The sequence below is a fragment of the Pseudomonas sp. RV120224-01b genome (assembly GCF_003208145.1).
In the GTDB taxonomy this organism is placed as follows: Bacteria; Pseudomonadota; Gammaproteobacteria; order Pseudomonadales; family Pseudomonadaceae; genus Aquipseudomonas; species Aquipseudomonas monteilii.
Map to the genome: position 1 here is coordinate 62193 of NZ_QKMQ01000006.1, position 15189 is coordinate 77381.

10 protein-coding genes are annotated in these 15189 nt (G+C 61.7%); 7 read left to right on the forward strand and 3 right to left on the reverse strand.

The genetic code is table 11. The annotated features are described in order from the left end of the window. Position 1 precedes the first annotated feature (1 nt). Complete coding sequence (locus tag N436_RS11710) at positions 2-583, reverse strand: hypothetical protein (protein WP_105947456.1); 582 nt, start codon at positions 581-583, stop codon at positions 2-4. 215 nt (positions 584-798) lie between these two features. On the opposite strand from N436_RS11710, the gene N436_RS11715 reads away from it, so the two are divergent. From N436_RS11715 to N436_RS11730, 4 genes are all read left to right on the forward strand, one after another. Then, positions 799-2931 carry a TonB-dependent siderophore receptor gene (locus tag N436_RS11715; protein WP_177410879.1) on the forward strand — a complete coding sequence of 711 codons (2133 nt, stop codon included), beginning with the start codon at positions 799-801 and terminating at the stop codon, positions 2929-2931. Positions 2932-3131: 200 nt separating this feature from the next. Continuing rightward, positions 3132-3431: a hypothetical protein gene (locus tag N436_RS11720; RefSeq protein WP_105947454.1), complete on the forward strand. Its 300-nt coding sequence runs from the start codon at positions 3132-3134 to the stop codon at positions 3429-3431. Positions 3432-3726: 295 nt separating this feature from the next. Then, positions 3727-6717: a T6SS effector BTH_I2691 family protein gene (locus N436_RS11725; protein ID WP_110741099.1), complete on the forward strand. Its 2991-nt coding sequence runs from the start codon at positions 3727-3729 to the stop codon at positions 6715-6717. A 2-nt stretch (positions 6718-6719) separates the two neighbouring features. Continuing rightward, the gene (locus N436_RS11730) at positions 6720-7601 is read left to right on the forward strand and encodes a hypothetical protein (RefSeq protein WP_110741100.1); all 882 of its coding nucleotides are present in this window, start codon (positions 6720-6722) and stop codon (positions 7599-7601) included. Here N436_RS11730 and N436_RS11735 read toward each other — a convergent pair. After that, complete coding sequence (locus N436_RS11735; protein ID WP_110741101.1) at positions 7585-8400, reverse strand: class I SAM-dependent methyltransferase; 816 nt, start codon at positions 8398-8400, stop codon at positions 7585-7587. The genes N436_RS11730 and N436_RS11735 overlap by 17 nt on opposite strands. Before the next feature lie 283 nt (positions 8401-8683). After that, positions 8684-10870 carry an OsmC domain/YcaO domain-containing protein gene (locus N436_RS11745; protein ID WP_110741102.1) on the reverse strand — a complete coding sequence of 729 codons (2187 nt, stop codon included), beginning with the start codon at positions 10868-10870 and terminating at the stop codon, positions 8684-8686. A gap of 245 nt (positions 10871-11115) precedes the next feature. On the opposite strand from N436_RS11745, the gene N436_RS11750 reads away from it, so the two are divergent. From N436_RS11750 to N436_RS11760, 3 genes are read left to right on the forward strand one after another with little or no spacing between them, the layout of a single operon-like run. Continuing rightward, positions 11116-11571 (forward strand): (2Fe-2S)-binding protein, encoded by a 456-nt coding sequence (locus tag N436_RS11750; protein ID WP_060497053.1) that lies wholly within the window; start codon positions 11116-11118, stop codon positions 11569-11571. Continuing rightward, a complete protein-coding gene (locus N436_RS11755) occupies positions 11571-13820 on the forward strand; it encodes a molybdopterin cofactor-binding domain-containing protein (protein ID WP_110741103.1) in 2250 nt (749 codons plus the stop codon). The genes N436_RS11750 and N436_RS11755 overlap by 1 nt, the downstream gene beginning before the upstream one ends. Positions 13821-13838: 18 nt before the next feature. Then, a complete protein-coding gene (locus N436_RS11760; RefSeq protein WP_110741104.1) occupies positions 13839-15182 on the forward strand; it encodes a cytochrome c in 1344 nt (447 codons plus the stop codon). Positions 15183-15189: the final 7 nt, after the last annotated feature.

Here is a 15189-nt window from a genome sequence, read left to right on the forward strand (position 1 = left end):
ATCAGCGCGAGGTTTCGACGCGCAGCACTTCGGTGTAGATCGCGTCGACGGTCTGACCGACCTTGAGGTTTTTCATGCGCGCCTGCAGGTCCGGGTTCTCGACCTTGACCACCTGCAGCTTGCCCTCTGGCGGCAGCAGGCTCACTTCATGTTTGGCGAGGTCGATCTTCTTGATCTGCGAGGTGACCCTGACCTGGCGGAAGGCCTCGCCGCCCGGGTTGGGGTTTTGCGCCGTGGCGCGAATGGTGCCGGACTCCTCACTGGCCTTCGGCGCCCCGCCCACATCCGTGTTGAGCACATAGGCCACGGCACGGGTCACGAAGATGTCGACCTGGTCCCCCACCTTGAGGTTGGGTAGGGCCTTGGCCTTTTCAGTCAGCTGGAACGTCACATCCTTCTTGTTATCTGGGCCCTTCACCGTGACCTGGCGGTTGGCCAGGTCGATGGCGGTGACCTGCGTGGTCACGTGACTTTCCAGCGCCTCGCTGGCAATCGGGATATCTGCAGCGTGCACAGTGAGGCTGGTAGCGGACACCAGCGTGGCCAAAGCAACAGCACGCGCAAGAGAGCGGATCGGGTTCATAGGCCTGCTTCCATGTGATCAAGACCGGATAGGGGCGCGAAACGTTCGCGCGCCAACAAGCATAGACCCTGTCCGCCACCCTGCTGGCGCGACCTATTTCGTCCCGTTTTCGTCATGCCCACCCTTGCAATAGCAAATGCGAACTCTTTACACTTGCTTTACATTTACAAATCATTACTATTCGTGACCTTCAAAACAACAAAGAGTCACCTTTAATGGCAAAAAGGTCTGTTGCCCCAGCATCCATTTCCATGCTGGGCCTGCTAGTAGTGCCTGCTGTTCACGCCGCCGTTCAACCCGATGCTCAGGGCTCACTCGCCCTGCCCGCCACTGCCGTCACCAGCGCCTACGAGCAACAAAGCTACAAGGCCAGTGATAGCCGCAGCGCCATGAAGATCGACGCGCCACTGCGTGACATCCCGCAAACCGTCAACGTCGTGCCTGAAAGCGTGATCAAGGACCAAGGCGCGCAATCCATGGAAGACGTGCTGAAAAACGTGCCCGGCATCGGCCTGTCCAACGGCGACGGCCAGCGCGACCAGGTGACCATCCGTGGCTTCAGCGCCATTGGTGACATGTACATCGACGGCGTGCGGGATGACGCCCTGTACTTCCGCGACCTGTCCAACATCGAGCGTGTCGAGGTCATCAAGGGCCCTGCAGCCGTGCTGTATGGCCGCGGCTCTTCCGGCGGGCTGATCAACAGCATCAGCAAGAAACCAAGCTTTACGCCCAAGCGCGAGGTCGGCATGAGTTTCGACAGCGAAGGCAAGCGCCGTACGCAGTTCGACACCGGCTGGGCCGACCCGCAAAGCAACCAGGCTTACCGTGTTACCGGCGCCTTCGAAGACAGCGACACCTTCCGCGACGATGGCTACATCGACCGCAAGGCCATTGCGCCGTCGGCCTACTTCCGCCTGTCCGACGACCTGGAACTGAACCTGGGTGCCACCTACCTGTACGACAAGCGCCTGATCGACTTCGGCATCCCGGCCCTGGGCAATCGCCCCGTGGATGTGGACCGCGACAAGCGCTTCGGCTCTGGCGACGCCGAGCAGGACTATGCCCGCAGCGAAGTGTTCTCGTTGACCGCCAGCCTGGACTACCGCATCAACGACAACTTCACCCTGACCAACACCAGCCGCTACTACCGCTACGACCTGGACCGCAACAACACCCTGGCTGACAGCAGCCCGACCCGCTTCGTCACTGCGCCCAACGGCGAACTGCTGGTCAAGCTCAACCGCGGCAACGTGGCCCGTGACGAATACGGCGTATTCAACCAGACCGAGCTCAAACAACAGGCGCAACTGGCCGGCATGCAGCACAACCTGCTGTACGGCGTGGAGGTGGGCTTCCAGGACAAGTACCAGCGCGTGTTGAGCCAGAACAACGTGGCCCAGGTGCCGGTGTACCGCGACGCCTTGGTATCGGTACCTGAGCACGCTGCCAACCTTTCCTCCAAAGGCACCAACTTCCAGCAGACCACCGGCCTGTACCTGCAGGACATGATCGAGCTGAACGAGCACTGGAAGGCCCTGGTCGGGGTGCGTTATGACATCTTTGGCCAGGAGTACGACGACGACCGCGTGCAGAACGTCGACCTCGACCGTACCGACAAGACCTGGAGCCCGCGTGCCGGCCTGGTCTACCAGCCAGACGCCATCCAGTCCTACTACGTGTCGGTCAGCCGCAGCTACCAGCCTTCGGGCGAGGTGTTCGCGGTCAGCCCAACCAACCAGCACCTGGAACCGGAAGAAACCACCAACTACGAAATCGGCGCCAAGTGGGACCTGCTCGACAGCCGCCTGTCGCTGACAGCGGCGGTGTTCCGCCTGGAACGCACCAACATGAAGACCGCCGACCCGGCCAACCCCAACCTGACCGTGCTGGCCGGCGAACAACGCACCGACGGCTTCGAGGCCACCGTCAGCGGGCAGCTTACGGACAAGTGGCAGATCTACGCCGGCTACGCCTACCTGGATGCCGAGATCACCAAGTCCAACAGCAAAACCAACGGCGTGGCCAACGAAGGCCAGACCCCTACCCTGACGCCGCGTAACAGCGCCAACGTCTGGCTGGTACGCACCCTGACCCCGGAGTGGCGCGTGGCCGCTGGCGCCAACTACGTGGACGAACGCTACACCGCGCTCGACAACGTGGTGGTGATGCCGGGCTACACCACCTTCGACGCCGCGCTGCTGTACAGCGTGCCGCAGTGGGATGCGGCGCTGCGCCTGAAGAACGTGTTCGACCGGGATTACTATGCCTCGGCACATGGCTCGGTAGACCTGGTTACCCCAGGGGCACCCCGTACGCTGGAAGCCAGCTTCAACTACCGCTTCTGACCTTCGGAACACACTGAAGCCTTGCATGCCCCGTATGAGCGGGGCCTTCCGTCACGAAAGGGGCGCGCAGCGCCCCGCCTGTTTGCAGCTTCGCCGATGTCTGCACATACGAATCAGCCCGCTACTGCGATGCAACAGTTCACCGCTTCGCGTGAATGAAATATCCTGCAAGGTATTCAACACATGAAGCCGGAGTAAACATGAGCAGTATCACGAAGGGCCCCCATACCTCCTTGGCTCTGACCACCCTGCTCGCCCTCAGCCTGGCGCTCTCTGCTGGCTGCTCCAGCAAAAACAGCAAGGCACGCTATGCAGCTTCTACCGTAGGCTCGAACTGCTTTGCCAAAGCAGTCCCCTCAACCGGAGAAGGCGGTCTGGCGTGGGGGAATACCCTGAGCATTGCCCGGCAGAAGTCGCTGAACAACTGCGTGCGCTATGCCACCCGGTCAGGAGGCACGCCTAGAACGTGTCAAGTGGTGATGGCCAAGTGCAAGAATTAAGTGTTTATGCACTACCAATAAAAACGGAAACTTCCTACAAATATAAACAAGCTGTCTTACTGCATTAAACACCACAACTATCAGACTCAAAACCCGACAACATATTCTTACACTTCCCGCCTCGACACTCCTGCCTTAATCAAGGCAATGTCCTGCACTTTAAGATCAACTGAAGATTCATTCACCACACTTCATTGATCAAGAAAGTTTCATTCTTCAACTTTCTCGAAGCCTAAGTAGTGCGCACTGGGCTTGTGCACGACCTGTAACGGCAAGTGCTGAACAAGGAGTTCACATGACTGATGCTTCCGTCAGCAGCGCCACCTCCGGCCCTGCCTGCAGCGCACGCGTCCCCATTCTGCCCATCCGCTATGCCATCGTGCCGCGCACCGCTGACGCACCCGCCTGCCGTTACGCCGATTCAGGCTTCAACCTGGAGCAAGGCTTCGCCCCGCTGCAGCGCTCCGCCTATACCCTCCGCGCATTGCGCCCGGGTTATGTCTACGTGTTCATGAAAGGCGCTCTGGGCCAGAAGCTGGTCATCCATGAGTACGTCGGCGCGGGCCTGTACAAGGAGCTGCTCTACAAAGGGCTGGATGGCTACCACCGGCGTGACCGTTACCTGTCCAGCCGCCCCATGGGCTGGGTGTGGGCCGACACCTGCCCCGATACCGCCAGGGAGGTGTGGATCGGCTACAGCCCGCACCTGTGGACCAACGCCATGACCGCCCGCATCACCGGCTCGCCCGCCCTGCTTAAACGGCACATGCGCCGGCTGGACATGGCCGAACTGATAACCGGCAACCGGGCACCCTCGACCCAGCCCCATGTCTTGCCGGTCAGTGCCCTGCAAACCTGGGTCGAAGACTTCAAGCCCACCGAGCGGCGCATGCCGCTGAGCTGGAGCAGCGACCCGATCACCGACACCTTGCCCATCGGCAACCTCGTCGCCGTGGCCCGGCACTATCCCTGGACCCAACCCAAAGTGCCAGTGGTGGTCGCGCTCGCCGACGCCGAAGGCATGGCCCTGGACCTGAGCCTGTCGGTATCGGCCTACCAGCACCAGCTGCGTGACCTGATGCCCGCCGAGCAGCTGCAACACACCAAACCCGCCCAACCGCCCGAGAACGAACGCGTGCCGGCGTGCTTCCAGCTGGATGCCGAACAGTTGAGCACGCAGAGCCGTGATTTTCACCATCGCAACCTGGTGGCCATGCTGCTGAACAAGACGCTGGAGAGTATGTACCCGGCCGACGCTGCCTCGCCCGAACTCGCCGCGTTCCGGCTGGGCACGGAACGCCGGGGCCCCGCCCTGTCGCCCGCCGAATCACATTTCCAGGCCCTCACCCACAAGGACTACTCCCCCCACGGCGCGCGCCTGGCGCAGCGCCTCGATCTGGACAAATACCGGCGCTTCCTCGCCGAACGCGACGAGCTGGGACGCCGGATGGCCGCCCTGCGCAACCAGGCCTTGCACGCCAGCAACGACCATGACGCCTGGCTGGCGACAGCCGAGCCCGAGCATATCGACAACCCCTACAGCCTGGCCGCCGCCCTGGCCTGTTACGACCGCGACGAAATCGTGTCCGCCCGAGGCCTGGAAATCTCCCTGGCGCTGCTGATTCACCCGATGGGCCAACCGACACCGGGCGCCGAAGAACAGGATCGGCGTTTCAAACGCCTGGAGCAGTGGCTGGACCGGGACGACAGCCCGCTGTACACCGCCCTGGCGCCGTTCAACCCGTTCAAGGACAAGGCCGATTCGATCGGCAGCCTGTTCGGCGCCAGCGACAATGTGATCGAGGGGCTGGCCGGTCGCTTCCCGGCCATGGCCGACATCACCGACCTCACCGCCCAGTCGGTCAATACCGTGGTGCTCAAACGCCTGCACGGGCAAACCCGCTGGGACGCCAGCCATGGCCTGCGCCAGCAGGTGTTGTTGGCGGCGCGTGAAGCGAATGCCGAGAAAGCGCTGGGGCTATTGGCAGCGCGTTACCGGATCACCGGGCAGGCCATCAAGAACAACCCGTTCAGCCAGGAGGTGGAGAAGTACCTGAAGAGTGGCATGGCGCAGGTTGAGGAGATGAAGCAGCTGCGCATTTCGGGGAGCCGGACGGTCTCGATCGAACTGACCACCACTGCACGGGTGAAGCCCAACTTTCTCGGGATGCTCACCTCGGGCGGAGGCGGAGGTTTGAACGCGGGGATGCTGTGGTACAACATCCTATCGCTCCAGACGGCCTACAACAGCCTGCAAAAGAGCAATGCCCCGGAATACACCTTGGGTTTTGCTTCGTCGATTTTCGGGGTGATCGGTGCAGCAGCGGCGACGCTGGTTAGCGTGCGGGCGACGCAGAAGGCCGTCATGCTGAGGTTAAGTTCGACAGCGCCAGGGATGGCATTCGGTAACGGAATCATCAAATTCTTAAGCAGTAATTTGTTTGCTCGTTTAGCGGGATATCCTGCAATAGCATTCGGCCTGTTTTCTGATCTCTCCAAGGCTGGGCGTCAGAGGTCGAATGGCAATCGAGCGGCTGCCGACTACACGGTGACTGGTAGCTTAACCATGGCTGTTGGTTCTGCAGTCGTCCTTGAGGCTGGACTTGCCATTGCTGGCGCTACGTCAGTAGTGCCTTTTGCCGGATGGGCCGCAGCCGCCCTAGTCCTCGTGGGCGTAGCCATCATTGCAGGAGGCCTGTACCTGCACGCCAAGGCACACGAGCACCTTCACAGCCCAATTGAGCTCTGGGCCGCACGCAGCATCTTTGGCAATCGCATCAATGATGGAGAGGTGCGTCCTGACATTGCCTTGGACTATCAGAAAAAACTGCCTGTTTATGACTCACTACAAGCCGAGATCAAAGCCTGGCACAACGAGCATTACGGACCCAAACTACTATCCGCCGAGCAGGCTGTATCACTCGGCATAACTAAAGTCGACACCCGATGGCATCAGAACGATCACTGGTCCCCACCAAACTGGACAGCCATTACACACAATGAAGTAGCCACACCTCAACCAACCGTTGAGTTCACCGTACTGCTACCAGGCTTTGTTCTAGGCGTAAGCGAATGGTCAGGAAGTTTAAGTACCCTCCGTGACGACCAAGGAATGGACGTATTCCCTATCGCCCCGACCAGCCACATCGTAAGTGCGGGCTTGGTCCTGCATTTCGAGAACACGTTGACCAATCAAAAGCATGTCTCACTGCATCTAGCTTACCGCGCCAATCAAGGGCTGGATGAAGACAATGAGTCCCTGTCAATTTTTCGCCTGGAGCGCTGATCATGGCAACCATTTGGATATTCAACTCAATGTCGGACTCAGGGCATAATCCCGCTATCGCCGGGCAATTATTAAACTTATCCGACAACACCTTATGCTTGAGAAATCCTTGGGTGACAGACTCAGTCTTCATGGGAAAACTGTACTGCGCAATGACTCTCGCACTGATGATCGGCTTTTATCCTTACTTACTATCGAGCGAAGCCTGGGACCCATACATTTTCAGCCCTATTTTTATAACCAGCGTAGCATTTGGACCTTTTATATTCCTTCCTTTTTTATTTTATCGTATATATTTTATAAAACGCTTATCAAGCTTCTGCCTCAACCGTTCAACTCAAAAAATCTACTACCGACGTTTGAGCAAAGTATTAGTCTTTGAGTGGAGCAACACCGGCGGTGGCCTTTTCAAACGCACCGAAAACGGTGGCTCATCCTTCAGCACCAGCTATGCCCTCGCCTTCGCCCCCCGCCGAGCAGACGGCAGCCTCCACCAAAAAGACTGCCTCTGGGTCGACAGCAACGAGCCCACCGAACCCGGCGTCAGACACGTCGCCGAAGTCTGGGAATACCTGCGCCACTTCATGGCCCACGGCCCCGACAAACTCCCCCCACCCGGCGAACCCAACTGGTGGCACAAGCCCCTGCATGCCATCTGCCTGACCCCGGCTGAAGCCTGGCGCCACTACGCCCCTTGGCGAACCGGCGAACCCGGTGAAATGCAGGGCAAGAAAAACTGGCAACTGCCCTTCTGGGCCGTCCTGTTCCCTTACAACCTGACCGTCGCCATCTGTTGGTACTTCATCTGCAAGCTCTTCAATGTCCGCGCGGCACCGCCACCCGCCGAGGCTTTTGAAGGTGTGCCGACTAACACCCGCGAATGATCACCACCTCAAGGTATTCGCTGGGTACCACCAACGATGAAGGCCCTCCCACATTGCTCTCATCCAGCAACTGAGTAAGGTCTCGCTCCAGAGCAGTGGCCTTCTCCGTATCCAGCGAAGCAAACGCCTTGTGCACCGGCCCGTACCAGGTACGAAACACCTCGATGAAATGCGCCGCCGAGCGGTAGCGGAAGTTGAACTGCTGGCGGCTGACATTCAGCTCACCCAGAACCCCTTCGAACATCGCGCGCAACTGTTCCTCGTCACCCCACCGCGAGGGCGGCAAGGCCCCGGCGGGTGGTGGTACATGCCGCCCGAGGGTTTTGAACATCTGCCCGACAAAACCTTGCGGGGTCCAGTTGGCCAAGCCTATACGGCCACCGGGTCGGCATACCCGCCCCAGCTCACGTGCGGCCTGGGCCTGATCAGGTGCAAACATCACACCGAACGTGGAGAGCACCGCATCGAAGGTGCCATCGGCAAACGGCAACGCTTCGGCATCGGCAGCCTGAAACAGCACATTCAGGTGTTCGGCCCGTGCCCGTTCTTCGCCACGCTTGAGCAGCTCGGGTACATAGTCGGTGGAAGTGACGCGGCAACCGCGCCGGGCAGCAGCCAATGTGGCGTTGCCGTTGCCGGCCGCAACATCCAGCACCTGCTCATCCCAGCGCAGGTCACAGGCTTCTGCCAGGCGCTCGCCAACCAGTTGCAGGGTGGTGCCGATCACCGCGTAGTCACCGCTGGCCCAGGCGGCTTGCTGACGGGCTTTGAGGGCATTGGTATCCAAAGGGGTGCTCATGGTCTGCGCCTTTTTGCTGTGCGCGGCCGAGGTCCTTCTGGCGGTTAACGCGCCATGGATTTGGGGAGCAGAACGCTACGCCCCTGTCAGGCGAAGCGCAAAGACGCATTGGGGATAGCGCAAAGATCAAAGTGCTATATGAGGGCTGCTGGCCCAATCGCCGGCAAGCCAGCTCCCACAAGCTCAGCAAAACGCTCAAGAACGATGCAGTACCTGTGGGAGCTGGCTTGCCGGCGATGAGGCCGGTACAGCCAGCACAAAATAACGAGTAAGACAGCAGCTATCAGGCGAACTTGGCCCGGGCTGCGTGCAGTTTCTTGTAGCTTTCGATCAAGCGCAGGTGGCGATCAAGGCCTTCGAGCTTCATGCTGGTCGGGGTCAGGCCATGGAAACGCACGCTGCCATCCACCGAGCCCAGCACCGCGTCCATGCGCGCGTTGCCGAACATGCGGCGGAAGTTGGGCTCGTAGTCGTCCATTTCCAGCTCATCATCCAGCACCACTTCCAGCACCACGTTCAGGGCCTGGTAGAACAGCCCGCGCTCGACAGTGTTGTCGTTGAACTGCAGGAACGCCTCGACCAGTTCCTTGGCCTCCTCGAAGCGCTGCACTGCCAGGCAGATCAGCAGCTTCAGTTCCAGAATGGTCAGCTGGCCCCACACCGTGTTTTCGTCGAACTCCACGCCAATCAGTGTGGTGATGGTGGTGTAGTCATCCACATCGCAGTTGTCCAGGCGCTTGAGCAGCAGCTTCAGGGGGCGGCTTTCAAGGTTGTGCAGGTTGAGGATGTCGGCGCGGAACGACAAGGCGCGGTTGGTGTTGTCCCAGATCAGGTCCTCGACCGGGTAGATTTCCGAGTAGCCCGGCACCAGGATGCGGCAGGCGGTGGCGCCCAGGTTGTCGTACACCGCCATGTACACGTCCTTGCCCAGGTCTTCGAGGATGCCGAACAGGGTTGCGGCCTCTTGAATATTGGAATCCTCGCCGTGGCCGGAGAAGTCCCACTCGACGAACTCGAAGTCGGCCTTGGCACTGAAGAAGCGCCACGACACCACACCGCTGGAGTCGATGAAGTGCTCGACGAAGTTGTTCGGCTCGGTCAGGGCGTGGCTTTCGAAGGTCGGCTGCGGCAGGTCGTTCAGGCCTTCGAAGCTGCGGCCCTGCAGCAGTTCGGTAAGGCTGCGCTCCAGTGCCACTTCCAGGCTTGGGTGGGCGCCGAACGAGGCGAATACGCCACCGGTGCGCGGGTTCATCAGGGTCACGCACATGACCGGGAATTCGCCACCGAGCGACGCATCCTTGACCAGCACCGGGAAGCCCTGTTCTTCCAGGCCCTGAATGCCGGCAACGATGGCCGGGTACTTGGCCAGTACGTCCTGCGGCACATCCGGCAGGCACAGCTCGCCTTCGAGGATTTCGCGCTTGACCGCACGCTCGAAGATTTCCGACAGGCACTGCACCTGCGCCTCAGCGAGGGTGTTGCCAGCGCTCATGCCGTTGCTGAGGAACAGGTTTTCGATCAGGTTGGACGGGAAGTACACCACCTGCTCGTCCGATTGGCGTACAAACGGCAGCGAGCAGATGCCGCGCGCCGTGTTGCCCGAGTTGGTGTCGTACAAGTGCGAACCGCGCAGCTCACCGTCGGGGTTGTAGATTGCCAGGCAGTGCTCGTCGAGGATCTCGGCGGGCAGCGCATCGCGTGGGCCAGGCTTGAACCACTGCTCGTTCGGGTAATGCACGAACGGCGCGTTGGCCAGGTCCTCGCCCCAGAACTGGTCGTTATAGAAGAAGTTGCAGTTCAGGCGCTCGATGAACTCACCCAGCGCCGATGCCAGCGCGGCTTCCTTGGTGGCACCCTTGCCGTTGGTGAAGCACATCGGTGACTGCGCATCACGCACATGCAACGACCACACGTTGGGCACGATATTGCGCCACGAAGCGATCTCGATCTTCATCCCCAACCCGGCCAGGATGCCCGACATGTTGGCGATGGTCTGCTCCAGCGGCAGGTCCTTGCCAGGGATGTAGGTGGTGCTGTCCGACACCGGCATCAGCAGGCCCTGGGCATCGGCGTCGAGGTTGTCGACCACTTCGATCACGAACTCGGGGCCGGTCTGTACCACCTTCTTGACGGTGCAGCGGTCGATCGAGCGCAGGATGCCCTGGCGGTCCTTCTCGGAAATGTCTTCGGGCAGCTCGACCTGGATCTTGAAGATCTGGTTGTAGCGGTTTTCCGGGTCGACGATGTTGTTTTGCGACAGGCGAATGTTTTCGGTCGGGATGTCGCGGGTCTGGCAGTACAGCTTGACGAAGTAAGCCGCGCACAAGGCCGAAGACGCCAGGAAGTAATCGAACGGGCCTGGGGCCGAACCATCACCCTTGTAGCGGATCGGTTGGTCGGCGATCACCGTGAAGTCGTCGAACTTGGCTTCGAGACGGAGATTGTCGAGAAAATTGACCTTGATTTCCATGCGGGTTTACCGTGATTTAAGCGTGCAAAACGAAAGTGGCCGGCATTATCCGGGTTTTCAGCCTGGAAGTCCTGTTTACCTCGTCGCTTGCGCATTCCACCGAATTGCTTGCCTGATCCTCTGGACCTGCCCCCGCCACCAGACCAGCGGTCATGCCCCTGTGCTAGCGTTTCTTCTCTGGGGAACAACGTATTCCCCACCCAGAAAAAACACAGCGACAGCAACCGATGATTGGCAGGTGAACCATGGAACTACGCATCAACCAGAAGACCTATCAGGTCGAGGTGGACGCCGACACGCCCCTGCTGTGGGTAATCCGCGACGACCTGGGGCTGACCGGCACCAAGTATGGCTGCGGCCTGGCCCAGTGCGGCGCCTGTTCGGTGCTGGTGGACGGCAACGTGGTACGCGCCTGTGTCACCCCGGTGGCCGGCGTGGTCGGGCGCGAAGTGACGACCATCGAGGCGGTCGAAGCCGATGCCGTTGGCAAACGGGTGGTCGCGGCCTGGGTCGAGCACCAGGTGGCCCAGTGCGGCTACTGCCAGTCCGGCCAGGTGATGGCGGCCACGGCGCTGCTCAAGCACACCCCTAAGCCCAGTGACGCGCAGATCGACGCGGCCATGGTCAACCTGTGCCGCTGCGGCACCTACAACGCCATTCATGCTGCCGTGCATGCGCTGGCCCAAGGGGAGCAGGCCTGATGAACACGCCAGTCGATACACCGGCCGAACTGCTCAAGCTGCAAATGGGCGAAACCGTCAACCTGTCGCGTCGGCGCTTTCTTGCCGGCACGGCCGTCGGGGCCCTGGTGTTGGGTTTCGGCCTGCCAATGGGGTCGGCACGCGTACAGGCGGCGACTATAGCCGCCCCGCAACGCGGTACCCAAGTGCCTGCGTTTCTGGAAATTCGCCCGGATGGCACGGTGCGCCTGCTCAGCCCCTTCATGGAAGGCGGGCAAGGGCCCTTCACCGCCATGGCGCAGATCGTAGGTGAAGAGCTGGATGTCGACCCTGCCCATTTCGTGGTGGACAGCGCGCCACCGGGCGAAGCCTATGTCGTCATGGAAAACGGTATGCGCATCACTGGCGGCAGCATGTCGGTGCGCATGAGCTACCCGACCATGCGCCGCCTGGGTGCCCTCGCCCGGGCCATGCTGCTGCAGGCGGGCGCCCAGCAGCTGGGTGTACCGGTCGATGAGCTCTCCACCACGCCGGGCAGCGTGGTACATACCACGACAGGCCGTTCCATCCCCTATGGCGAGCTTGCCGGCCGCGCCATGGACCTGCCAGTACCCGACCCGGACAGCGTCAAATTGCGCGACCCCAGCCAGTTTCGCTGGATCGGCAAGCCGGTGCGTCGCCTGGACGCCTACGACAAGTCCACCGGCAAGGCGCAGTACTGCATCGACATCAAGGTCGACGGCATGCTCCACGCCGCCGTGCAGCACGCGCCACGCCTGGGCATGACCGTGGGCAGCCTGCGCAACGAAGAGCAGGTCAAGGCCATGAAGGGTGTGCATTCCGTGCATCAGTTGCCGGGCGCTGTCGCCGTGGTCGCCGAACGCTGGTGGCATGCCAAACGCGCGGTGGAGGCTATCCAGGTGGACTGGCAAGAGGCGACCGCCGACACCAAGGTGCGGGCGATGCCGGCAGACTTCTCCAGCGATGGCTGGCGCGAGCACCTGGCCACGGTCGAGGGCCCGGCACGTGATGAGGAGAACGAGGGCGATATCACGAGTGCCTTGAGCAATGCCAAGACCAAGGTCGAGGCCAGCTACCACAACCAGTACCTGAACCATGCCCAGCTGGAACCGCCCTCAGCCCTCGCCCGCTTCAACGCGGACGGCACCCTGGACGTGTGGCTGCCCAACCAGGCACCGGACATGTTCCGCGACGACATTGCCAAGCGTACAGGCCTGGAGGCTGCGCAGATCAACCTGCACTCGCCACTGCTGGGCGGCTTCTTTGGCCGCCACTTCCTGTACGACTCGGCCAACCCCTACCCGCAGGCCATTGCCCTGGCCAAGGCGGTTGGCCGGCCGGTGAAGCTTATCTGGAGCCGCGAAGAGGAATTCCTGCGTGATGTGCTGCGCCCGGTCGCCGTGGTGAAGTTCCGCGCCGGCCTGGATGCCGACGGCATGCCGGTGGCCCTCGAAGCGGTAAGCGCCACCGAAGGCCCGACCGAGGCCCTGGCCGGCAAGCAAGGTGAAAAGATCGACCCGACCGCGCTTGAAGGGCTGTCGGGCAAAGCCTACGCCATCGCCAACAAGCGCATCGCGCAGATCTACGTAAAAGGCCCGGCCATGCTCGGCTACTGGCGTTCGGTGGGTAACTCGCTGAACGACTTCTTCTACGAGTCGTTCCTCGACGAACTGGCCGACAAAGGAGGCAAGGACCCGTTCGAACTGCGCCTGCACCTGCTGCGCGACAACCCGCGCCTGACCAACCTGCTGAACGCGGTCGCCGACCTGTCCGGTGGCTGGAAGCGCGGCCCGTTCACCGCCGAGGATGGCAGCAAACGGGCACGCGGCGTGGCCATGGCCTCGCCATTCGGTTCGGAGGCGGCAGTCATCGCCGAGGTGTCGATCGAGAACGGGCAGGTGAAGGTGCACGACATCTGGCAGGCCATCGACCCTGGCAGCATCGTCAACCCGGCAATCATCGAGCATCAGGTGAACGGCGCCGTCGCCCTGGGCCTGTCGCAGACGCTGGTGGAAGAGGCGGTATACGTGGATGGCAAACCACGAGCGCGCAACTACGACCTGTACCCGATCCTGCCGCCTTCACGCATGGCCCGGGTGCATGTGCGCATTGTCGAAAGCGGGGCGAAGATGGGCGGCATTGGCGAGCCTCCGTTACCGGCCGTAGCCCCGGCGGTGGCCAACGCCGTCGCGCAACTGACTGGCCAGCGCGTGCGCAGCCTGCCAATGAGCCGCCATACCTTCAGCTGACCGCACAAGGATCGCCCCATGACCCATCGTTTCGCAAGAACCGCTGGCTGGCTGGCGCTGCCGTGCCTGGTCGCGGCAGGCCTGATGGCCTGGTATGTCACCCGTGAGCCTGCCTCGCCGTTCGTCGATGCACAGGCCAGTGCCGCCGACCCGGCGCTGGTCAGCCGTGGCGAGTACGTGGCCCGGCTCAGCGACTGCGTGGCTTGCCACAGCCTGCCGGACGGCAAACCGTTCGCCGGCGGGCTGGAAATGGCCACCCCGCTGGGGGCCATCCACGCCACCAACATTACCCCTGATCGGGACACCGGTATCGGCAGCTACAGCCTCGCCGACTTCGACCGCGCCGTGCGCCAGGGTGTCGCGCCCGGCGGCCGGCGGCTGTACCCGGCCATGCCCTATCCGTCCTACGCCAAGCTCAGTGACGACGATGTAAAGGCGCTGTACGCATTCTTCATGCACGGCGTGCAACCGGCCCGGCAGGCCAACCTGGCCAGCGACATCCCCTGGCCGCTGAACCTGCGCTGGCCCATTGCCCTGTGGAACGGCCTGTTCGCCGCCACCACGCCTTACGCCGACAAGGCCGGGCAGGATGCGCTGTGGAACCGGGGTGCCTATATCGTTCAGGGCCCCGGTCACTGTGGCAGTTGCCACACGCCCCGTGGCCTGGCCTTCAACGAAAAGGCGCTGGATGACAGCGGCAAACCATTCCTGGCGGGCGCCCTGCTCGATGGCTGGTACGCACCGAGCCTGCGTGCCGACCACAACACAGGGCTGGGGCGCTGGAGCGAAAACGAGATTGCGCAGTTTCTCAAAACCGGCCGCAACCGCCATGCCGTCGTGTTCGGCTCAATGACCGAGGCGTTCAACAACTCCACGCAGTTCATGAGCGACGATGACCTGGCGGCCATCGCCCACTACCTGAAATCGCTTCCCGGCGACCCGCAGCGCGATGGGGCGCCGTGGCAGTACGTGGCCGAGTCGGCAGCAACACAGCTCGACAGCCCGGGCGCACATACATACGTGACCCGCTGCGCCTCGTGCCACGGGCTGGAGGGCAAGGGCCAGGACCAATGGATGCCGCCTTTGGCGGGGGCAACCTCGGCACTGGCGAAAGAAGACGCTTCGGCGATCAACATTACCTTGAACGGTTCGCAGCGGGTGGTGACGGCGGGGTTGCCTGATGCTTATCGCATGCCAGCCTTCCGGGAGCAGTTGAGTGACCAGGAAATTGCCGATGTGCTGAGTTTTGTGCGCACGGCCTGGGGCAACCGGGGCGGTGCCGTGAATGCACAGGCGGTGGGCACGTTGCGTGGGCATACCGACCCGGCCAGCAGCAGCCCGATCATTTTGCATATGCGCTGAACGGGAG